The sequence below is a fragment of the Micromonospora sp. B9E7 genome, from assembly GCF_039871815.1.
Taxonomy (GTDB): domain Bacteria; phylum Actinomycetota; class Actinomycetes; order Mycobacteriales; family Micromonosporaceae; genus Micromonospora.
This window is the reverse complement of the sequence record NZ_JBDPLX010000007.1, coordinates 116,130-137,261: the sequence shown is the minus strand read 5'-3', so window position 1 is coordinate 137,261 and position 21,132 is coordinate 116,130. Positions and strand designations below refer to the sequence as shown.

20 protein-coding genes are annotated in these 21,132 nt (G+C 70.4%); 15 read left to right on the top strand and 5 right to left on the bottom strand.

Features of this window, described 5'->3' with window-relative positions; translation table 11 throughout:
• Positions 1–100: 100 nt before the first annotated feature.
• The gene (locus tag ABGB10_RS13995; protein WP_347661310.1) at positions 101–1,348 is read left to right on the top strand and encodes a hypothetical protein; all 1,248 of its coding nucleotides are present in this window, start codon (positions 101–103) and stop codon (positions 1,346–1,348) included.
• Between the two features lie 46 nt (positions 1,349–1,394).
• Here the strand turns inward: ABGB10_RS13995 and metG are convergent, their stop codons facing one another.
• Positions 1,395–3,197 (bottom strand): methionine--tRNA ligase, encoded by a 1,803-nt coding sequence (metG, locus tag ABGB10_RS13990; protein WP_347661309.1) that lies wholly within the window; start codon positions 3,195–3,197, stop codon positions 1,395–1,397.
• Positions 3,198–3,355: 158 nt separating this feature from the next.
• Between metG and ABGB10_RS13985 the strand changes: the two genes are divergently transcribed.
• Positions 3,356–4,468, top strand: coding sequence for a hypothetical protein (locus ABGB10_RS13985; RefSeq protein WP_347661308.1), 1,113 nt, complete (start codon positions 3,356–3,358; stop codon positions 4,466–4,468).
• 23 nt (positions 4,469–4,491) lie between these two features.
• Here the strand turns inward: ABGB10_RS13985 and rsmI are convergent, their stop codons facing one another.
• Positions 4,492–5,340, bottom strand: a complete 849-nt coding sequence (rsmI, locus tag ABGB10_RS13980; protein ID WP_347661307.1) for a 16S rRNA (cytidine(1402)-2'-O)-methyltransferase — start codon at positions 5,338–5,340, stop codon at positions 4,492–4,494.
• Between the two features lie 83 nt (positions 5,341–5,423).
• On the opposite strand from rsmI, the gene ABGB10_RS13975 reads away from it, so the two are divergent.
• The 3 genes from ABGB10_RS13975 to ABGB10_RS13965 all read left to right on the top strand — a co-directional run bounded on the left by ABGB10_RS13975 (position 5,424) and on the right by ABGB10_RS13965 (position 9,566).
• On the top strand, positions 5,424–7,133 hold the full coding sequence (locus ABGB10_RS13975) for a phospholipid carrier-dependent glycosyltransferase (RefSeq protein ID WP_347661306.1): 1,710 nt from the start codon (positions 5,424–5,426) through the stop codon (positions 7,131–7,133).
• A gap of 367 nt (positions 7,134–7,500) precedes the next feature.
• Complete coding sequence (locus ABGB10_RS13970) at positions 7,501–8,784, top strand: VWA domain-containing protein (protein WP_347661305.1); 1,284 nt, start codon at positions 7,501–7,503, stop codon at positions 8,782–8,784.
• Positions 8,784–9,566, top strand: a complete 783-nt coding sequence (locus ABGB10_RS13965) for a peptidase (RefSeq protein ID WP_347661304.1) — start codon at positions 8,784–8,786, stop codon at positions 9,564–9,566. Before ABGB10_RS13970 ends, ABGB10_RS13965 begins: the two co-directional genes overlap by 1 nt.
• Before the next feature lie 48 nt (positions 9,567–9,614).
• Here ABGB10_RS13965 and ABGB10_RS13960 read toward each other — a convergent pair whose 3' ends face one another.
• Positions 9,615–9,884, bottom strand: a complete 270-nt coding sequence (locus ABGB10_RS13960) for a hypothetical protein (protein ID WP_347661303.1) — start codon at positions 9,882–9,884, stop codon at positions 9,615–9,617.
• 200 nt (positions 9,885–10,084) lie between these two features.
• Here ABGB10_RS13960 and ABGB10_RS13955 point away from each other — a divergent pair, with 200 nt between their 5' ends.
• A complete protein-coding gene (locus ABGB10_RS13955; RefSeq protein ID WP_347661302.1) occupies positions 10,085–10,741 on the top strand; it encodes a 4'-phosphopantetheinyl transferase superfamily protein in 657 nt (218 codons plus the stop codon).
• A 173-nt stretch (positions 10,742–10,914) separates the two neighbouring features.
• Entirely contained in the window at positions 10,915–11,787 is an 873-nt protein-coding gene (locus ABGB10_RS13950) for a DUF4352 domain-containing protein (RefSeq protein ID WP_347661301.1), read from the top strand.
• A gap of 64 nt (positions 11,788–11,851) precedes the next feature.
• On the opposite strand, the gene ABGB10_RS13945 is transcribed toward ABGB10_RS13950, so the two are convergent.
• Both ABGB10_RS13945 and ABGB10_RS13940 read right to left on the bottom strand, forming a co-directional pair.
• Complete coding sequence (locus ABGB10_RS13945; RefSeq protein ID WP_347661300.1) at positions 11,852–12,868, bottom strand: hypothetical protein; 1,017 nt, start codon at positions 12,866–12,868, stop codon at positions 11,852–11,854.
• Positions 12,869–12,976: 108 nt separating this feature from the next.
• Entirely contained in the window at positions 12,977–14,062 is a 1,086-nt protein-coding gene (locus tag ABGB10_RS13940) for a Gfo/Idh/MocA family oxidoreductase (protein WP_347661299.1), read from the bottom strand.
• A 70-nt stretch (positions 14,063–14,132) separates the two neighbouring features.
• On the opposite strand from ABGB10_RS13940, the gene ABGB10_RS13935 reads away from it, so the two are divergent.
• From ABGB10_RS13935 to ABGB10_RS13900, 8 genes are all read left to right on the top strand, one after another.
• The gene (locus ABGB10_RS13935) at positions 14,133–14,873 is read left to right on the top strand and encodes a hypothetical protein (RefSeq protein ID WP_347661298.1); all 741 of its coding nucleotides are present in this window, start codon (positions 14,133–14,135) and stop codon (positions 14,871–14,873) included.
• Positions 14,874–14,948: 75 nt separating this feature from the next.
• Positions 14,949–15,800, top strand: a complete 852-nt coding sequence (locus ABGB10_RS13930) for an LLM class flavin-dependent oxidoreductase (RefSeq protein ID WP_347661297.1) — start codon at positions 14,949–14,951, stop codon at positions 15,798–15,800.
• Positions 15,797–16,222, top strand: coding sequence for a nucleoside deaminase (locus ABGB10_RS13925; protein WP_347661296.1), 426 nt, complete (start codon positions 15,797–15,799; stop codon positions 16,220–16,222). The genes ABGB10_RS13930 and ABGB10_RS13925 overlap by 4 nt, the downstream gene beginning before the upstream one ends.
• Before the next feature lie 133 nt (positions 16,223–16,355).
• The gene (locus ABGB10_RS13920; protein WP_347661295.1) at positions 16,356–17,243 is read left to right on the top strand and encodes a hypothetical protein; all 888 of its coding nucleotides are present in this window, start codon (positions 16,356–16,358) and stop codon (positions 17,241–17,243) included.
• A gap of 659 nt (positions 17,244–17,902) precedes the next feature.
• Positions 17,903–18,667 (top strand): hypothetical protein, encoded by a 765-nt coding sequence (locus ABGB10_RS13915; RefSeq protein ID WP_347661294.1) that lies wholly within the window; start codon positions 17,903–17,905, stop codon positions 18,665–18,667.
• 328 nt (positions 18,668–18,995) lie between these two features.
• A complete protein-coding gene (locus ABGB10_RS13910) occupies positions 18,996–19,409 on the top strand; it encodes a hypothetical protein (RefSeq protein ID WP_347661293.1) in 414 nt (137 codons plus the stop codon).
• Between the two features lie 83 nt (positions 19,410–19,492).
• Complete coding sequence (locus tag ABGB10_RS13905) at positions 19,493–19,810, top strand: antibiotic biosynthesis monooxygenase (RefSeq protein ID WP_347661292.1); 318 nt, start codon at positions 19,493–19,495, stop codon at positions 19,808–19,810.
• Positions 19,803–20,999: a helix-turn-helix transcriptional regulator gene (locus ABGB10_RS13900; protein ID WP_347661291.1), complete on the top strand. Its 1,197-nt coding sequence runs from the start codon at positions 19,803–19,805 to the stop codon at positions 20,997–20,999. The genes ABGB10_RS13905 and ABGB10_RS13900 overlap by 8 nt, the downstream gene beginning before the upstream one ends.
• Positions 21,000–21,132 lie beyond the last annotated feature (133 nt).

Genomic DNA, 21,132 nt, shown 5'->3' with positions numbered 1-21,132 from the left:
CCGACGTTCACCTCGACTACGCCGCGCGACTCTACGGTCACCACCGAACGGACGCGACAGGTTGCACACCCCATCTCATCGAACAGAGGGACATGACGGCATGAGCGTCACCCCCCGGGCCGATGGCACCGCCGGCGAACGGACCGGCCTGCACGTGGCGTTCGGCGGCGGCATGTACCCGGCCGAGGAGATCGCCCGGGGCGCCGCGTACGAGCTGTTCAGCGCCGACGAGGTGGCCGGCTTCGAGTGGGCGCCCCGGCCGGGCAGCGCGCTGCCGTGGCACCGGTTCGTGCACGTCAGCGAGGTGACCGCGGTGCACGGGGCCACCGAGCCGGCCGACGAGCCGGAGATGCCGCTGATGATGCCCGCGCACCGCGAGCGGGGTTGGGCGTACCTGCACCAGCTCAGCCAGCAGCCGGCCGCAGCGGGTGACCCGGTGCTGGCGGCGGCGCGCGCGTCGGCGGTGGTCCGGCGGGGCACCCGCATGGTGAAGGTTCTCTCCGCCCAGCAGCTCGCCGGCTATCTGCGGGGCTGGCTGCCACACGGATTCTGCTACCGCGAGTACGACGTGGCGCACCTGCGTACGCCGGCGGCGACGAAGGTGCTGCGCAGCGACGGTGACGTCGGCCGGGAAGGGCCGGATGTGACGTACGCGCTGCGCTGGCGGGCGTCCGACCCGGGCGACTACGACGTGCCGGTGGGCGAGGCGCACCACGGCCTGACCGCGCTGGCGTCCCGGGACCGGCTCGGGGCGCCGGTGCTGGGCACGGGCTTCGTGCCGAGCAACGGCCAACTCATCCCGGAGTTCATCACCCGAGACTTCGCCGACCTGCCGATGCCGTCGAACGCTGCCCTGATCGCCTACCCGGCGGAGGGGGTGGAGGTCGTGCTCTACACGTACCAGGCCGAGCAGCGCGGGTGGCTGCGGATGGTGGGCCCGCAGTGGCGGCACCTGCTGGCCGGGGTGCCGGGCCTCTCCCCGGACCAGGAGTACGTGCCGAACGGGGACGCGCCGCGCTCCACCCAACTTGTCGGTCTCTACGGCGACACCGAGTACGAGGCGGTGGCCGACCTGCCCGGCGGGTTCCGGGTGCTGGCGATGACCCGGGCGGCCCGCTACCCGGTGGACGCGGTGGCCCGCCGGCTCCGGTTCGCCCAGTGGCGGGGTGTGCCCTGCCTGGTGCTGCGGGAGGAGGCCGGCTGGCTGCGGGTGCGCCTGCGCTTCCCGAACCCGGAGGCGGTGGTGGCGACCGGCGCGCAGTGCCACGAACGGGGCGTCTACGAGGCGTGGGCGCTGGGCACCGAGGTGACCGACGACCAGGTGATGGACACCCGGTACGCGATGTGACCGCCCTCGGCGGCAGGGCTGCCCTGCCGCCGAGCGCCTGGTGCGTTCAGCCCGCCAGCCGGGCCAGTTCCTCGTCGACGATCGACGGGTCGAGCTTGCGGAACACCGGCTTCGGCGCGGCCAGCGGCCGACCCGCCTCGATCGGCACCGACTCCCAGCGCGCGCCCACGGTGTAGTCACCGGTGAGCACGGGGTACGCCGGGCCGCCGTCCAGGTCGTCGACCTGCTCGATGACGGGCATCGGGGCGTGCACACCGGTGCCGCCGAGCAGCTCGTGCACCTGCTGCGCGGAGTGCGGCAGGAACGGGGTGAGCAGCGTGTTGGCGTCGCTGATCACCTGGAGGGCGACGTGCAGGATGGTGCCCATCCGGGGCTTGTCCGCCTCGTCCTTGAGCTTCCACGGGGCCTGCTCGGAGAGGTACCTGTTGGCCTCGGCGACCACCTTCATGGCCTCACCGATGGCCTGCTTCTGCCGGTGCCGGCCGATCAGGTCACCGACCGTGGCGAACCCGGCCCGGGCCACCGCGAGCAGCGCCTCGTCGGCCTCGGTGAGCCCGGCCGGGTCGACCGGCGGGATCGCGCCGAAGTTCTTCGCCGCCATGGAGACGGACCGGTTGACCAGGTTGCCCCAGCCGGCGACCAGCTCGTCGTTGTTGCGACGGAGGAACTCGGCCCAGGTGAAGTCGGTGTCGTTGCTCTCCGGGCCGGCGGCGGCGATGAAGTAGCGCAGTGCGTCCGCGTCGTAGCGCTCCAGGAAGTCGCGGACGTAGATGACCACCTTGCGGGACGAGGAGAACTTGCGCCCCTCCATGGTCAGGTACTCACTCGAGACGACCTCGGTGGGCAGGTTGAGCCGGCCCAGCTCGCCCGGCTCACCGTCGCGGGAGCCCTCGCCGGAGTAGCCGGAGAGCAGCGCAGGCCAGATCACCGAGTGGAAGACGATGTTGTCCTTGCCCATGAAGTAGTAGGACCGGGCGTCCTTACCCTCCGCGTCGGCGGACCAGTACTTCCGCCACGCCTCCGGGTCGCCGGAGCGGCGGGCCCACTCGATCGAGGCGGACAGGTAGCCGATCACCGCGTCGAACCAGACGTAGATCCGCTTGTCCGGGCGGTCCCGCCAGCCGTCGAGTGGGATCGGCACGCCCCACTCCAGGTCACGGGTGATCGCCCGGGGCTGGAGGTCGTCGAGCAGGTTGCGGGAGAACCGCAGCACGTTGGGCCGCCATCCCTCCCGGGTGTCCAACCACTGCCGCAGCACCTCGGCCAGGGCGGGCAGGTCCAGGAAGAAGTGCTCGGTCTCGACGAACTTCGGCGCTTCCCCGTTGATCCGCGACTTCGGGTTGATCAGGTCGATCGGGTCGAGCTGGTTGCCGCAGTTGTCGCACTGGTCGCCCCGGGCGCTGTCGTACCCGCAGATCGGGCAGGTGCCCTCGATGTAACGGTCGGGCAGGGTGCGCCCGGTGGACGGGGAGATGGCACCCATGGTGGTCTTCGGCACGATGTAGCCGTTGCGGTACATCCCCTCGAACAACTCCTGTACCACCGCGTAGTGGTTGCGGGTGGTGGTGCGGGTGAACAGGTCGTAGGACAGACCGAGACCGTGCAGGTCCTCGACGATCACCCTGTTGTACCGGTCGGCCAGCTCGCGCGGGGTGACCCCGTCGGCGTCGGCCTGCACCTGGATCGGGGTGCCGTGCTCGTCGGTGCCGGAGACCATGAGCACGTCGTGGCCGGCCATCCGCATGTACCGGGCGAAGACGTCGGAGGGAACGCCGAAACCGGAGACGTGGCCGATGTGGCGGGGGCCGTTGGCGTACGGCCAGGCCACTGCCGCGAGAACGTGACTCATGAGCAGCAAGCCTAGTGACCCGTCCGGGGCGCCCGCGAACCAATAGGGGGTGCCGCGCCAGCGGACCGGGCCGACCGCCTCGACCATTGGTCCGATTTGTCGCCGACACGCGGTCAAGCTGCCCGTTCCGCCCCCCGGACCGGTGTGCAATGAACGTCGTGACTGGCAGACGAGCGGCACGGGACCACGAGGACCGTCCCACCGGGCCGGCGGTCGACGACGACCCCGGCCCCGATCCGGCCTCGCCCCGGAGTGCCGGGGTCGCACCCCAGCCCCGGCTGGTGCCCGGCACGGACCCGGGTTCCGCGGCACGACCCGGTCCCAGCCCGCGACCGAGCCCGGCCGAGCGGGCCGACCGGCCGGAGAAGCAGCAGAGCGCGTCGGTGGGGCATGCCGCCACGCCGGCCCGGCCCACGACGGGCGCGCCGACACCCACCCCGGCCCGGCCGACCCCGGCGGCACCCGTGCCGAGCCCGGCCCGACCGAGCCCTCCGGGGCCGACCGTCGGCTCGCCGGTCCCCACCACGGAGGCCGTCGAGGTGGAGCCGACCACCGGGGCGCCGGTGGACGCGATACCGCGTCGAGTGCCCGTCCGGCAGCAGGGTCGACGGCACCGGGGCCGCCGGGTCGACGGTGACACACCGGACGGTGACGACGCCTTCTGGGCACCGATCGAGGAGGTGCACTGGGACGGCACCCCGGTCCGGGAGGATCCGGCGCCGGACCGGGACCTGGACTTCCGCCCGATGCGGCGCCGGCCGCCGGGCCGGGCGGCCCCGCCCCCCGATCCGCTGCCCGGGCTCGCCGCGCTGGTGGCGCTGAGCCTGGTCGCGGCCTTCTTCGCCTGGGTCAGCGCCGGCCCGTTCTGGCTCGCGGTCGGGCACGCCCGGGTGGGCACCGTGGTGATCGACGGCTGCACCGGCGACGGGCTCACCCAACGGTGTCGGGGGACGTTCACGGCGCAGGACGGGCGGTTCATCGCGCACGGTGTACGGGTGAGCGGCGTGCCCGGCGTCGCGAACGCGGGCGGTACGCCGCTGTCGGCCCGGATGACCGGCCCGGACGCCATCACCGCGTACGCGGACACCGGCGTGGGCCGGCATCTGCGCTGGCTGCCCGGCCTGCTGGTGGTGCTGGGCTGCACCGCCGGCATCGTCCGGTGGACCGGGTCGGCCCGGCTGCCGGGCCGTCGGCACCGCCGCTGGGCCGTGACCGCCGCCGTCGCCGGCCCCGTGCTGATCACCGCCGGCTTCCTGGTCGCCGCCTGGTGAACCCACCACGGCCGGCGCCTGGGTCAGCTGTGCACGATCGTGTAGACGTCCCGGCGGCGCAGCGCGTACTCGGTGGCGACCTCGGTGATGGCGTCCCGGCGGGACCGGCCGGCGGCCTCCCGCTCGGCGACCGCCGCGCGCAGGGTGTCGTCGTCCGGGCGTTCCGGGGCGGTCACCGGCGCTCCGGCCACCACCAGCGTGATCTCTCCGCGCGGGTCCCCCTCGGTGGCCCACCGGGCCAGCTCGCCGAGCGGGCGGCGGAGCACCTCCTCGTAGGTCTTGGTGAGTTCGCGGCAGAGCGCGGCCGGCCGGTCCGCCCCGAACGTGTCGGCCAGGTCGGTGAGTGTCGCAGCGATCCGGTGCGGCGCCTCGAAGAAGACCAGGGTGCGCTCCTCGGCGGCGAGCGCACGAAGCCGGGATCGACGCCCGCCGGGGGTGCGGGGCAGGAAGCCCTCGAAGCAGAACCGGTCGCAGGGCAGCCCGGAGACGGCCAGCGCGGTGGTGACCGCGCTCGGCCCCGGGGCGACGGTGACCGGCGCCCCGACATCCAACGTGGCACGGACCAGCCGGTAGCCGGGGTCGGAGACGCTGGGCATTCCCCCGTCGGTGACCAGCGCCACCACGTACCCGCCGAGGATGGCCTCGACCAGCTCGGGGGTGCGCCGTTCCTCGTTGCCCTCGAAGTAGGAGACGATGCGACCGCCGACGGTGATGTCGAGGTCACGGGCCAGCCGGGTGAGCCGGCGGGTGTCCTCGGCGGCGACCACGTCGGCGCTGCTCAGCACCTCCCGGAGTCGGGCCGAGGCGTCGGCGGGGTTGCCGAGTGGAGCACCGAGCAGAATCAGGCGCCCAACTTCGGACATTTCACCCACGAATTCGTCTCCTTCATTGCTGGGAATACCGGTATCAGGGACGACGGACGCCACCGGACACCTTGGCAGCCTACGATCGCCGGGTGACGAGTGCGTCGACAGCGCAGAGCCCGAGCGCCGATCCGGACAAGATGATCCAGGTGACGGGCGAGCCCAGTGCCACCCGGGAGCCGACGGCACCGAGCGCCGAGGGCGGTGGGCTTGCCGCCGTGGTCCGGCGACGGTTCGCCACCGTCGACACCCAGGTGGACCGGTTCTCCTGGCTGGCCACGGCAGTCGTGGTGGCCATCGCGGCGATCCTGCGCTTCGTGGGGCTGTCCAGCCCGAAGGGCAAGATCTTCGACGAGACGTACTACGCCAAGGACGCCTACGGGCTGATCTCCCGCGGCGTGGAGTGGAACTACAAGGACAACGTCGCGTCGTACGTGGTGCACCCGCCGCTGGGCAAGTGGTTGATCGGCGTCGGCGAGTGGGCCTTCGGCTACCAGGACGCCGAGTCCAAGGTCTCCGTGCCCGGCCACCTGATCACCACCGCGCCGGCGTTCGGCTGGCGATTCTCGGCGGCGGTGATCGGCACGCTGTCGGTGCTGCTGCTGGTCCGCATCGGTCGGCGGATGTTCCGCTCGACGGTGCTCGGCTGCGCGGCCGGCCTGCTGCTCGCCCTGGACGGCTTCCACCTGGTGCTGTCCCGCGCGGCGCTGCTCGACATCTTCCTGCTCTTCTTCGTGCTGGCCGCGTTCGGCGCGTTGGTGCTCGATCGGGACGCCCGCCGTCGCCGCTGGGCGCGGGCCCTGGACGACGGGCTCGATCCGAGCCTGCCGGGCCGGGCCGGCCGCCCGCCGACCGGTTGGCGCACCTGGCCGTGGTGGCGGCTGGCGGCCGGGGTGCTGATCGGCTGTGCCTGTGCGGTGAAGTGGAGCGCACTGTATTTCGTCCCGGCCTTCGCGCTGCTGGTGCTCTTCTGGGAGGTCGGCGTCCGCCGCTCGGCGGGGGTCCGCCGGCCCTGGCGGGACACCCTGCTCGACGAGCTGCCCTGGCTGGTACTCGCCGGCGTGGTCATGGTGGGCACCTACCTCGCCACCTGGTCAGGCTGGCTGCTCACCGACGACGGTTACTACCGGCTCGCGTCGGCCCACCCGGGCGCCCCGCTCAGCGACCGCCCGGTGATCGGTCCGTTGATCAATCTCTTCGAGTACCACCGCGCGGCGTACGGGTTCCACGCCCAGCTCGACGACACGCACAAGTACCAGTCGTGGCCGTGGCAATGGCTGCTGTTGGGCCGGCCGGTGGCGTTCCACTACGCCAACGACGGCGTCTGCGGCGCGCCGACCTGCTCCTCCGAGATCCTGCTGCTCGGCACCCCGCTGCTCTGGTGGTCGTTCCTGCCCGCCCTGGTCGCGCTGGCCTGGCTGGGTCTGGCTCGTCGGGACTGGCGGGCCGGCGCGATCCTGCTCACCGTCGCCGCCGGGCTGCTGCCGTGGTTCTGGTTCGCCCTCGACGGCCGGACGATGTTCTCGTTCTACGCCGCGCCGGCGGTGCCGTTCCTGGTGCTGGCCGTGGTGTACGTGCTGGGCGCGCTGATCGCGCCCGCCGGGGCCGACGTGGGTGCGGTGGCGCCGCTGGTGCCCGGTGACCCGAGCTATGAGCGCCGACTGGTGGGCAGCATCGCGGCGGGGGCCTACGTGCTGCTGGTGGCGCTCTGCTTCGCGTACTTCTATCCGATCTTCGTCGGCAAGGTGATCCCGTACTCGGACTGGCTGTCCCGGATGTGGCTCGACGGTCGGTGGATATAAGCATCGACAGGCGACGCGCCGCACAGCGCGACGGAAGAAGGGCCCGCACGCCGAAGCGTGCGGGCCCTTCTTGACAAAGACGCGCGCCCCGATCGCCTGCCACGGGGGAAGCGGGCGATTGGGGCGCGCATGAAGAGCTTAACCACCGCGCACCACCGGCACAACGGGTCGACTTGGGTCAGATTTCCGACGGTTGACGGCCGGACCGCCACCTTCCTTCCCGCCGTTGACCGAGGGTGACCTGGCGTGGACCCAGAGCGCGGAAGCGACCGGTCAGAGGCGGTCGCCGGCCTGGTCGGCGGGCGTCGGGGTTCGATCTTCACCACCCAAACGATCATCCAAAGTGGATCTCACTACACTGCGGGCCGTGATCAACTTCAGACGATCGACGGCTGTCCTTCTCGGACTGCTGGCGACCACCGCGCTGACCGGGCCCGCCCCGGCGTGGGCCGACGAGGAGCCGGCGCCCGAGCCACCCCGGGTCGAACTGGTGCTGGACGTCAGCGGCTCGATGCGCGCCGCCGACATCGACGGACGCAGCCGGATCTCCGTCGCCCAGCACGCCTTCAACGAGGTGGTGGACGCGCTGCCGGAGGAGACCCAGCTCGGCATCCGGGTGCTCGGCGCGACCTACCGAGGTAAGGACAAGAAGGTCGGCTGCCAGGACACCCAGCAGATCGTGCCGGTCGGCCCGGTGGACCGGACCGCGGCCAAGGCGGCGGTGGCGACGCTACGGCCGACCGGATTCACACCCGTCGGCCTCGCACTGCGTTCGGCCGCACAGGACCTGGGCAGTGGGGCCACCACCCGTCGGATCGTGCTGATCACCGACGGCGAGGACACCTGCGCTCCGCCGGACCCGTGCGAGGTGGCCCGCGAGTTGGCCGCCCAGGGCACGAGTCTGGTCGTCGACACCCTCGGCCTGGCCCCCGACGAGAAGGTCCGCCGGCAGTTGCTCTGCATCGCCAGCGCGACCGGGGGCACCTACACCGCCGCGCAGAGCGCCGAGGAGCTGACCGGCCGGATCAAACAGCTCGTCGAGCGGGCCGGCGACACGCACACCCGCGCCCCGACGGTGGTCGGCGGCGCGAACGCCTGCGACTCGGCGCCGCTGCTCGCCCCCGGCGTCTACGCCGACCGGGAGGCGTTCTCCGAGCACCGCTACTACCGGGTGCCGGTACGCCCCGGCCAGGAACTGCGGGCGTCGGTGAGCATCGCGCTGGACCGACCCGTGAACCGGGACTACGGGGTGCTGCTGCGGGCCACCGCGGCGGACGGTCGGGAACTGGTCCGGGGCGCGGACGCCGGCAGCGGGCGCGCCGATGTGCTCTCCGCCGGGCTGCGCTGGTCCGCCACCGCCGACGACGAGGATGCCGCGGAGACGACGGAGAGTTCCGCGCCGGTCGTCGAACCCACCACCGTCTGCCTGGTGGTGAGCAACTCGTTCGCCCCGCGCCCCGGCACCGCGGCCACCCCGGGCATGCCGGTGGAGTTGACCGTCGACGTGGTCGCCGCCGCACCCGCTCCGGACGGGCCGGATCTCGGCCGCGGTTGGGTGCTGCTCGCCCTGCTCACCGTCGCCGGGTTGATCACCGGGCTGCTCGCCGGGCTGCTCACCCGCTGGTGGGTCGCCACCTGGAGGGAGAACTGATGCGTAGCGCACTGTTCCGGTCGCTGGCGGCGTTACTCGCCGCAGGCGGGGCCACCCTGATCCCCGCCGCCGCCGTTGCCGCTCCGACCCCCTCGCCGGGAGCCACACCGGTGAACCGGGCCGGCACGTCGTTCCTCACCGCCACCCCGATCTCCGCCGGACAGCCGGTGCGGGTGGACGCCTCGATCGGCGACCACCTCTACTGGGCGTTCTCCGCCACGGCCGGTCAGGTGCACGAGATCACCGCCACCGTCACCTTCCCGAAGGGGCGCAGCGGCGCATCCACCTGGACGGTCGACGTCTTCGACGGGCTGCGCCGACGTCAGGCGTGCACCGCCGGGGCGCAGACCCCGACGGTGGACGCGAAGGCGTCGACCGTGTCGCTGGGCTGCACGTTGCGCGAGGTGCGACCGTGGGCGGAGCCCTGGTCGGCCGACCCACTGCCCGGCACGTACGTCATCCGGCTCTCCGTGATCGACCTGCCCGAACCGGATCTTGGCGCACCTGTCGACGTGGACCTGCTGGCCGGCGCAGTCGCCGACCACGGCGCGTCGGCCGACGACGGCGAGTTGGCCGCACCTCTGGTGCCGAACACCAAGGCGGGCACGGTGCTCAACGCCGTACCCGTGGCCGACCCGGAGGCTGACGACGACGCCGGCTCGCTCGCGGACTGGTTGCCGGATCTCGGCTCGCGCTGGGTCTGGACCGGCATCGGCGGCGTGCTCGCCGCGGTGGCCGGCGTGGTCGGCTTCGCGATGACCAGGCGGCCTCGGCGTCGCTGAACCAGCCGCGCCGCTGGTGGCCCCGCCCGCAGCGGGGCCACCAGCGGTTCAGGCGCGCCGGGAACCGCGTGGCAACCAGCCGATGAACCGGTCCTGTAGCGACATCACCGGGGCGGCTCGCAGATCCTCAGTGGCAGCGGCGAGACAGGAGCCCAGGTAGACGCTGAGCATTGCCCGGTCACCCCCGTACTCCACCAGCAGCCGGCTGCGCTTCGTCGCGCACGGCCACTCGTCACCGCAGGAGCCGCAGCTCCAGCAGGGGGTCTTCGGTGCGTGATCGTCGACCCGCACCCCCGGCCGTTCCGCACCATCGGTCATCGCACGTCCTTCCAGATGTCCACGGGGCTGGGCGACTGCTGTGCCCGGCAGGTTGTTGATGGTGGTCCCCCCGGAGCCATCAGAGAGGCGCTGCGCGTCCCTCCGGTGTTACATCTTTGCGGTACCTTCTCCGGTCGTGGGAGTCGGAAATTTGACGCTTGACCGCATGCTCCACTACTACCAATCAGTAGGCCGACACCGTGCGTGACATTTTTCCCTCGACTGTCGCGGTTGCCGTCGCCGGGTCGGACGACTGGCTCGGCGAACTGCTCCCCGCCGAGCAGGCGTGCCTCGGCGAACGGGCCGTGGAGACCCGTCGGCGGGACTTCGCCGCCGGCCGGTCCTGCGCACGCCGGGCCATTACCGATCTCGGCCTGCCCCCGACCGCCGTGCCGGCCGCCGCCGACCGCGCGCCCATCTGGCCCGCCGGGGTGGTCGGCGCCATCACCCACACCACCGGCTACTGCGCCGCCGCGGCGGCGCTCACCGCCGACGTCCGGTCCGTCGGGATGGACGCCGAGCAACACCAAGAGATCGATCCGGGAGTACGCAGGATCGTGCTGCTGCCCGAGGAGGAAGCCCTCTGTGCGGGGCTACCCAGTGGCACCTCCTGGCCGGTCGTCATGTTCAGCGCCAAGGAGACCGTCTACAAGGTCTGGTATCCGGTCGTCGGAACGTGGTTGGGCTTCCTCGACGCCCAGCTCGACGTCGACCCGGACGCGGGTACGTTCACCGCCCGGATCGCACCGGCCCGACTGGACGAGGCGACGGTCGACGATCCGCCGGCAACCGTCGTCGGCCGGTTCGTCGTCGCCGACGGGCTGGTCCGTACCGCGGCCGTGCTTCCACTTCGCTGACCTTCCCGCGTCCACGGTGGCCGAAAACGATCGGCTGACGGTCGTCCAGGTTGTCCGGACCGACCGGACGCGGGCCGTGGGACGGGTTCCAGAGCGACGACCGGCCGGTCCGCCACGCACGGTAGCGTCGGCGGGTTCCCCGAACCGCACGTACCGAGGCGTCAAGGAGTACGGTGACCCACCCCCAGCCCTCCGCCGGGCCGCAGGACCCCCCACAACCGAACCAGGAGCCACCGACGCAGCCGTCCCCGACGACACCGCCGCAGCCAGCCGGCGACCCGGCGGTTCCGCAGGCGCCGCTGCCGCCCAGTCCGTGGTCGGCAGCGGGGAGCGCGTCGCAGCCGCCGTTCTCGGGTGCCGCGTACCCGGCGGCCGGCGGAGGTTACCCGGTCGCTGGCGGGCTGGGCCATCCGCTCGCCGCACCGCCACCAGTGCCGCCGCACGGGTCCAAGAAGACAGTCGTGGTCGTCGCTGTCACCGCGGCCGTACTCACCCTGCTCGTCTGCGCCGGCGGCATCGTGGCCGTCGTCATCGGCGCCAACCGGGCGGCGACCAGCGTGACCGAGGCGGGCCCCACCCCCGGGGTGACCCGGGGCGCGGCCCAGCCCCGGGCCAAGGTCCCCTCGTCGACGCCGCCGCCGGCTGGCGACACCCGCAACATGTCGCCCGGCGACACCCTGGTCATCGATGGCGACGAGGGCACCATCGAGATCACTGTGACGAAGTTCAGCACCGCCACCAAGCCCTGCACGTCCTACGGACTCAAGCCCGACGGGGGCATGTACGTCATCGCCGACGTGACGCTCACCGTCACCAAGGGCACCGCCTCGGCGAATCCTCTCTTCTTCAACTGGGTCGCCGCCGACGGCAGCGAGGCCAACGCGGTCGCCGGGGCGTTCTCGGGCTGCGGCAAGCCGATGCCGTCCGCCGAGGACCTGACGGCCGGCACCAGGCGCACCGGCAGCGTCGTGTTCGACGTCCACGACGCCTCGGGAGTGTTGGAGTACCAGCCCATGTTCGAGACCGCGGGCTCCTGGAAGCCGTGACCCGCTGACGCGGTGTGGGGCCGAGCCCGAAGGGCCGGCCCCACACGGTTGTCGAGTCGACGGGTCAGCAGCCCGTCCAGCGCACCGGAGTAGCCCGGTCGGCGTTGCGCCACCCGACGACGGTGCCGTTGTCGGAGATGGACCGACCACCGATGTTCACCCCGTCGCCGCCGCCCGGCAGGACCCGGGAGGTGGAGCCCCTGCCAACGCGGTCACCACCGACCACGACCCCCTTGGCGTTGACGTCCGTCAGCGAGGGCATCTCCTGGTCGAGCGTGATGTACGAGCCGTTGCGGAGGTCCCACCGCACCTTGGTCGCGGAGGGGCCACCCAGCCAGACCAGGCCGACCGCCCAGCGGCCCGCAGCCGCGGAGACCGTGGTCGACCCACCACCCGGGACCCCGAGCGCCTCGATCCGGCCGTTCGGCCGGCGGACCCAGCCGGTCCAGTCACCGAAGGGCCCGGCGTGGCCGACGATGGTTCCGTTCGGCGTGATCCCCATCGGCTGGGCGTTGGCCGGGGCCTTGAGCACCTCGACCGTGCCCGGACGGGCGGCCGGCCAGCGCAGCCCGACGAATTCCCCGGGAACGATGTCCGAGCCGTAGCCGACGATGTCGCCCGCGTCGTTGATGTCAGTGACGAAGATGCCGGTGGACGGCAGCACCGGCAACTGCTCGAGCTTGCCGTCGCGGTAGATCCACGGTTGCCCGGTGCCAACGCCCGGTGCCCACCCGTTGCCGATCACCACGCCGTCGGCGTTGATGCCGACCGGTTCCGCCATGCTCGGCACCTCGACCTCGGTGACCTGCTGCCCGTCCCAGAACAACAGCAGGTACTGGTTGTCGATCTCACCGACCCGCAGAGCGGTACCGGCGACGTAACGACCCGTCGGGTCGACGGCGTACGCCTCGGCCCGGTAGGTGTCGGCCGGGTACGGCAGCGTACTGATCTTGCAGGTGCGCAGGGCCGCGCCCCCGGGCGCGGCGGTCGCCGCCCCGGAGACGGCGACGCCGAGAGAGGTCGCCAGCAGGGCGGTGGCGGCGGTGCCTGCGAGCATCCTGCGCCGAGTGCTTCGATTCATCCTTGCTCCCCGTGTCGGCCCGGGTGCACCGGGCGTCGGTCGATACCGGTCTCACGGGTGAGTGGGTCTCACGGTTGCGGCATGTCGGGGAAGAGACAGAAGCGGGGGTTACCTCGCCCAGGCCTGGGTGCTGGTGGCGACCGGCCGGCCGGTGCGTACGGACTCCTCGATGGCAAGGCTGATCAGGTGGTCCTGGCAGGCTTCGGCCAGCGGATACGGCGCCGGGCCCTCCTCCCGAGCCCACGCCCCGGCGCGAACGACGATGTCGGCGACCGCGATGTCGTCGTCGGACATCCCACTGCCGACGAACGGGTTGCGATAGACCACGTCGCCGTCGAAGCTGATGTGCTTCAGGTCGAGCCCTTCCAGGTTGAGGTCGAGACCCGTCTGACGACGCACCAGCGTCGACTCCACAGGTGTGGTCGGGTCGACCAGGCGGACCACCCGATCGTCCACCAGCTCGCCGAGCGAACCACGCACCACCAACCGACGTCCTCGCAGCGGATTCCACCACTGGTTGTCGGTGAAGTCGTACAGCCCCATCCGCCCGCCGAAGTCGATGGTCGCCAGGGTGGTGGAGAGCTGCCGCGGCGCGTCGTCACCACTCCAGCCGGCCGGTGACAGCGGGTCGGCCAGCGGCGCGACGAAGGCCCGCGCGCTGACCTCGGCGGTGTCGTGACCGACCCCCAGCAGGCCACGGATCAGCGAGACCGCGTGGTAGAGGTGAGTCGAGGAGATCTGCACGGAGGTCGGTTCGCCGAGCACCCCGGCGCGGACCAGCGCCAGGCGGGCCGCGTGCCCGGGCATCAGCAGGTACTGCTCGGCGACCTGCACCAGACCACTGCCGCCGACGTCGGCCCAGAGCGCGCGCAACCCCGCCAGGTCCGGCGCGGGCGGCGTCTCGGCGAGCACCGGTACGCCGGCAGCGACCAGTTCCCGGGTCACGTCGGGGGTCACCGGCCAGGGCACCGACACGATGACGAAGTCCGGTCGCTCGTGGGCGAGCAGTTCGGCCGTCGTGCGGAAGGTCGGCACGTCCCATGCGGCAGCCACCGCCGCACCACGTGATTCGGTACGCGTGACCACCCCGGTCACCCCCAGCCGCTCCGGCAGGTGCCGCGCCAGACGGAGGAAGAACTCACCCCGCCAGCCGCTGCCGACGAGGCCGAACCGGGTCTGGGCGGCGGAATTCATGTGCGCTCCTCACGTCGGGATCCGGATGCTAACCGCTCTGGAGGCGGCGCTTCTCGCTACGGTTGCGGCCGTGACCGCCGATTCGCTCCACGCAGTGCCCGTCGAGGTGGCCGCACGGCGACCACCGCTGGACTACTACCTGGTCCGATCCCGGCACGACCGCTCCGGGTCGACCGACGTCGCGGAGGGGATCGTCGTCGAGGAGTTCACCCGACACCGCGACTTCTCCACCTCGGGACTGAACAGCGCGGGATGGACGCCGGAAGCCGGCTGGTGGAGTTCCGCCTCGCTGAGCCGTGGCCTGCGTACCGACCCGGAGTTGCTGGCCAGGGTCGTTCCCGTCTCGCGTGCCGAGGCCGAGGACGTCTACCGGAGGCTCGGCGGCGGTCGGCTGCCCACCGAAGCAGCCCTGCGCACCTCGTTCGGTGAGCACCAACCGATCGCGACCGCCGCACCGCTGCGGCTCGGCCCCGCACAGGCACCGGCCGGGTTCTCCGAGCGACGCGTCTACCGTGTCCTGTTCGCCAAGGACCTCCGGGATGACCAGGTGGAAGGTCTCCGGGCCGCCTGGTACACGACAGACTCCGCTCCGCGTCCACCAGGGTCCGCGGCAACCGGTTACCTGGAGCGGGGAGGGGATCACTTCACCTGGGTCCTGCGCCGGGTCGGTGGCGGGCTCGCCTGGTGCCTCGACCTAACGGTCCTGTTGACGACGGACACCTCTCCGGAGGTCGGACCGATCCTGTCCGGGCTGACGAGCGCCCTACGGCAGCGCGGCCTGATACCTGTCACGACCGAACGGTTCGCCTGACCCTCCACTGAGTTCGGTGGTCGCCGGCGGCCGTGCCCGTTCCCAAGTTGATCCACACTGACTAGCCTCGATCCCGTGCAGATTGGCGTGAACGTACCCAACTTCGCCCCCGGCACCGATCCGCAGGTGCTGCGGCAGTGGGCGCAGACAGTCGAAGGTCTCGGCTTCGACCTGCTGATGGTGTCCGACCACATCGCGGTGACGCCGGACGTGGCCGAGCAGTATCCTGCGCCGTTCTACGAGCCGTTCACCACGCTGTCCTGGCTGGCCGGGGTGACCCACCGGGTCCGGCTCGGCACCACCGTGCTCATCGTCCCCTACCGGCATCCGTTGCTCACCGCCCGGATGGCGGCGAACCTCAACCGGCTCAGCGGGGGCCGGCTCGTCCTCGGTGTCGGCGTCGGCTGGGCCCGGCAGGAGTTCGAGGCGCTCGGGGTTCCGTACCACCGGCGCGGTGCTCTCACCGACGAACACCTACAAGCCATGCGCGACGCCTGGCGCAACACCGACGACTACGACACCGAACCCGTCCCCCTCTGGGTCGGCGGCAACAGCGAAGCTGGCATGCGTCGCGCCGTACGACTGGGAGACGCGTGGCACCCACTACGACTCACGCCCGACAAACTCACGGACGCGGCCGGACGCCTCGAGGCCGTCGCCGCCGACATGGGCCTCCCCAAGCCCGCGCTGACGCCACGCATCGCACTTCAGGAAACCCGCGAACCGGTCACCGACCCGGACCGGCTCGCCGGTGTCGGCACCATCGAGCAGATCACCGCCGACCTCGACCAGATCCGACTGCTCGGCGCGGAGACGGTGGTGCTCGACCCGTTCAACGGCGACCTGACCGAGATCCGCCAGCCCGAACGCGCCTGGCGGACCCTCGCGGCCGTCGCGTCGTGCGCCAAGATCCAGGAGGACCGATGACGCCCGACGACGAACGACTTCTCCGCCGTGCCGTGCAGATCGCCGGCGAGGCCGGCGCATCCGGCGAACGGCCGTTCGGCTCCTTGCTCGCCGCCGCGGACGGCACCGTCCTGATCGAGGACCACAACACAGTGGTCTCCGACTCGGACATCACCGCCCACCCGGAACTGAAGCTGGCCCGGTGGGCCGCCCGGGAGCTCGCCCCGGAGGTGGCCGCCGGCACCACCATGTACACCAGCTGCCAGCCCTGCCCGATGTGCGCGACAGCGATCGACCGCTCCGGCCTCGGTCGGGTGGTGTACGCCCTGTCCTCCGAGCAGTTCGAGGAGGTCAAGCCGGCCACCCCGCCACTGCCCCCGGTGCGCTACGAGGGCCCGGCACTGTTCGACGAGGCACGCCGGCCCATCGACGACCACTACTGACCGGCCGGACACTCTCCACTTTGTACGATCTGTCGCTCCGGTCAGTCGAGCGCGTCGATGCGTGCGGTAATTGACCGACAGCAATCATCGGGCACCAGCCCGCGGCTGTCTCGTCTTCCAGAGAGGAACGGGGATGCAAGGATCCTGGCGTAAGGCGGCGCTCGCAGCCGCCCTGTCGATCGTAGGTATGGCGGGTGGGTTGGCCCTGGCGGCACCCGCACAGGCGCAGACCGTGGAGTCCGGTTCGGTCTCCTTCAGCGGCGACCCCGGTGACTACATCACCGGCGGTGACTCCTACTCGTACTCCACCGGCGACGGCGACCAACTCACGACGAACGGCTCGGTCGACAACAGCCGCGTGTCGGTCAGCATCAGCGGCTACAACGGCGACTGGTGGTCCCTGAACTTCGACGCGCCCGGCAGCGCGGCGCTGACTCCGGGCACCTACGAGGCGGCGACCCGTTACCCGTTCAACGGGGCCGGCCCCGGCCTCGACCTGTCCGGCAACGGGCGGGGCTGCAACGAGCTGACCGGCACCTTCACGATCATCAACGCGGTGTTCGGCCCCAACGGCTACGTACAGACCTTCGACGCCACCTTCGAGCAGCACTGTGAGGGCGGGACGGCGGCCGCTCGCGGCGAGGTGCACATCGCCAACCCGGCGCCGCCCGCGCCGCTGGAGCTCGAACTCGCCGTGGCGACCGACGGCATCGCCCACCGGGTGAACGGCAACGCCGTCCTGCACGGCACGGTGACCTGCAACGTGCCCGCCTCCGTGACGATGGATGGCACGGTCACCCAGGTCGTCAAGAAGGTGATCATTCGCGGCAACTTCTCCACCACCGTCACCTGCACCCCGGGCAGCCCGACCCCATGGACGGCCGCAGCCGCCCCGGGCGGCACCACCCCGTTCGCCAAGGGTCTGGCCGAGGCCGTCACCTCGGCCAGCGGCTACGACACCGAGTACGGCGAGTACGTCAGGGTGAGCGACACCACCACAGTGAAGCTCACCCGGTCCTGACCCGTCGACGCCTGGCGGCCGGCACGTCCCGGCCGCCAGGCGCTACGGTCGCCGGATCAGCTGGCGGCAGCCCTGATCGCCCCTACGGTCGACGACTGCCGCACTTCCCTGCCGCACAACATCGAAAGGCCGTTTCCGACGAGCGGAAACGGCCTTCGATCTTGGGTGGAGCTGAGGGGATTTGAACCCCTTACACCTTCGCGGAGGAGAGATCAACACGGGTCGGACACTTCTGTGGCACGAGCTGCGCAACCGTCGCCAAGTCCTTACGACGTTTGACACGACTTGCCGGTCGCAGTTGTGCCGGATCTGTGCCCGATGATCTTTGGCAGCCCTCCCCCGGCTGCGCCCTCTAGCCATCCCGTCGGCCTTCGTCCGCACACTGTGGAGCGGGTGGGGCCTGCCCGGTCAAGGTGGAGCACACCACCGTCTGAACGACCTTGACCGGGCAGGCCCTGCCCGCTCGGCTTCGCCCGGACGAAGGTTGTCGGGGTGGCGCCAACCATCCCGGAGCGCCTGAGCGCCCCGCCGGAGGCACGGGCTCGTTCGGACAGATCCGGGCGTCGGGCGATATGCAACTGCCACGACACGTCAGCGCGACTCCCAGCGGCATGCTTCGCTACTCGGCACCCTGGTCGCCGGTCGATAGCGTGTTGGTCATGACGGAGCCTGCCAGCGAAGCCAGCGTTGACGAAGCACCCCGTGACGACCTGGCCGATCCGCTCAACCGTGGGGCACGGGCTATGGCTGTGGCTCTGGGAACGGCGGCAACGGGCGCGGGCGCTGTAGCGGTCTTTGTTACCAGCAACCAGGCCGGCACCGCTGTACTGCTCCTCGTCGGGGCAGTCCTCGTCCTACTCGGTTTGCAAGGGACTCCGCTCCGTAGCTTTGGTGGCGGCGATTACCGCTTTGAACTAGCTCAGTTGCGCCGCCGCGCGGCTGCTGTCGTTGAGGAAGCAGTTCGCCAGGAGTCGCCGGATGTGGCTGCCGCAGTTGCGGAGGCGGTAAGCGCCATAGATCCAGGAATCCGGTTCCCCGATTGGCCGACGATGCTGTGGGAGGGCCAGGTACGGGACGCAGTTGAAGCTGCGGGCGCTTCCGTCGAGGCAGCCGGGCGGTCAGCAGCTCACGGCAGGGGGGTGGACATCCGTGCCCACCTCCCAGAGGGCACGGTCAACATCGAGGTCGTCTATCGCAAACGGGGTGTCGTGACGTCAGGTGAAATAGCTGCGGCTGCTGCCAAGCTTGTTCGATGTGACCTCGACGGTGGTCACCTGATTGTCACGAACGAACCTCCGCCGGCCGACGTGGTGAGTCGTGCTGCCAACCTTCTCCGCCTGTCTGAGCCGATTGATGTCGTTCCCTGGTCTCACTACCGGGACACTGGAGAGTTGAGCGCTGCCCTGCGCCGCAACGCACGTTGAGCAATCTTTGTTGACTTGACATCCAACGCCCCGGAGTCCGTCCGCCTTCTAGGCTGGCGGCCCGGGGCTTCGTCGTATGTCGCGCCGCTCGGCGGGCTAACACCGACGCGCTGGCGGCCGAAGGCCAGAGGCGCGGCGGCGGGCCATCGGCCCGGCCCAGGTTCGGCGGCGCGAGCGGCCCGCGACGCGGGTCGCCTTGATCCCGTACAGAAAGTTCTCACACGAGCTGAGAATCAACGATGTCCGGTCTCGGGACATGCGTGACAGATCGGTATCAGGACCTGCCTGACGCCGGCCCTCGCTGTGCTCTTTCTGGCAGGCTCTCCGCGTGACCGACATGCCACCCGAAGACATGGTCGATGGACTAGCAGAACGCCTAAACCCCTACATGCATCGGATCCTCGGCGGCAGCGAAGATCCGCATGATGTCGTCTACCAACTGATGTGGACGCTGACCGAAGCACCGCAGATTGAGCACTCCTGGGGTGTGGACTGGTTGTACCGAATCTGGGGAGACCTCTCCGACATCATTGACGGGTATCCCGTTGACCTTGGTCCCGACAGCGAAGCCATCGCGATCCGGGAGTTCAGGCACGCCGCTCAGGATTGGTTACGTACGCCGCGCACCCTCGCCGGGCTGGAGAGCTACATCGAGCGGCAGAGGACCCGCCTCGCGTCGCTGTGGTCCCCCGTGCCAGCGAGCCAACCCCCTCGCCGACTACCTCACCGAGGCGATCCGTAATAGAATACGGGTGGCCGAACAAGAGTACGGCCAGAGTTGCGTACGCAAGCCGTGACTCTCGGTTGAACAAGGAGGGTGGCTGCATGTTCGCATTGGTGGTGCGCTTCGATCTGAAAGACGACGAAAGCGCGAAGGCGTTTGACGCGCTTGTCGCAGAGACAGGGATTGAGATCCGTGCCCGCGAACCAGGAACGCTGATTTATGCGACGCACTCTGTCGAGGGGGAACCTCTTGCCCGAGTCTTCTACGAGTGCTACGCAGACCGAGAAGCATTCGAGGCGCACGAAGTGCAACCTCACGTCATCCGTTTCCACAAGGAGCGCGAACCGTACACGCAGGAGGCGCGGGTTGAGTTCCTAGCGCCCGGACCTAGCAAGGGCCTTGGTTCACTAGATGCCTGACAGCAATGAGCAAGGTCGACTTATAGCTAGGCGGCGGCAAAAGCGTGGCCTGTCTCAGCGTGAGTTCGCCGAGATGATCGGGCGGTCCGAGGCTTGGCTCTCGCAGGTCGAGCGCGGGGTACGTTCGATCGATCGGGTCTCCATCTTGGAGCGGATCGCGGGTGCGCTCGGTATCCCCATGTCCGAACTGGCCCCGGGCACTGAGGACACGGTGAGCGCTGAGGTTCCCTCGGCGGCTGCCGCCCTGCGTTCAGTGCTAAGCACCAGCTACCTCATGGCCGCGATTCTCGGCAAGGACCGAGAACTGCCCCTGCCGCAGACAGCCGAGCGAGCCGATCTGTGCTGGACGTACGCACACGCCGCCCGTTACGAAGACTTGGCCGAGCTACTGCGGGGCCTATTGCCGGATCTGGAGAGAGCAACACGATCCGCCAACGGCGATACGCGAAAGACGTACCTCACAGAGCTAGCGTCGGTGTATCACGCTCTGTCGGCCGCACTGTCGAAGCTTGGTCAGCATGAGGCGGCCTGGGTCGCAACCGATCGGGCGTTGCTCGTTGCAGAGCAAGTCGGAGACCCGCTACTGGTCGCCGCTGGGACCTTCCGCCTTGCGCTGGTATTTCAGGGCGGGCGGCAGTTCGAGCAGGTGATAAGTGCGGCATCCTCGTCTGCGTCAGCGCTTGAGCCCGAGGTGTCGGCAGACAAGCCGGCGGCTGTGTCGCTGTTCGGTGCGTTGAATCTGCAACTGGCCGTAGCCTCTGCGCGGATGGGAGATGATCAGAGAGCGCACGAGTATCTCGGAGTAGCGCGAGAGGCAGCCCGGCTCCTGGGGATCGACCGCAACGACTACGAGACCGAGTTTGGCCCCACGAATGTCCAGCTGCACGAGGTCGCGGTGGCAGTCGAACTCGGCGACGCGGGTTCTGCACTCCGGGCAGCCGAGCGGATCGACGCGTCCGGCCTATCGTCTGAGCGGCAGGCCCGGCTCCTCATGTACGTCGCAGCGGCCTGGACTCAGCGTCGCAGGGTGTCTGAGGCAGTCGATGCGCTTGAGCGGGCCGAGGCCCTAACGCCGGAGCAGGTCAAGGGACATCCGGTGGTCGAGACGATGGTCTCCGACCTTGTACGGATGGAACCCGCTCCCTCCGACCGACTAGCAGCCTTGGCTCGCCGCGTAGGAGTGGCCTAGCTACCGTCACACGTTCCGAGCTGCACCGAAGGGCGTCCCACAGCGGGGCGCCCTTCTTCGTACCAAGGTATTGATGAATGACCCGTACTCAAGTACTAGACACGTACTTTTGTACGGGCTACGCTGATGCCAT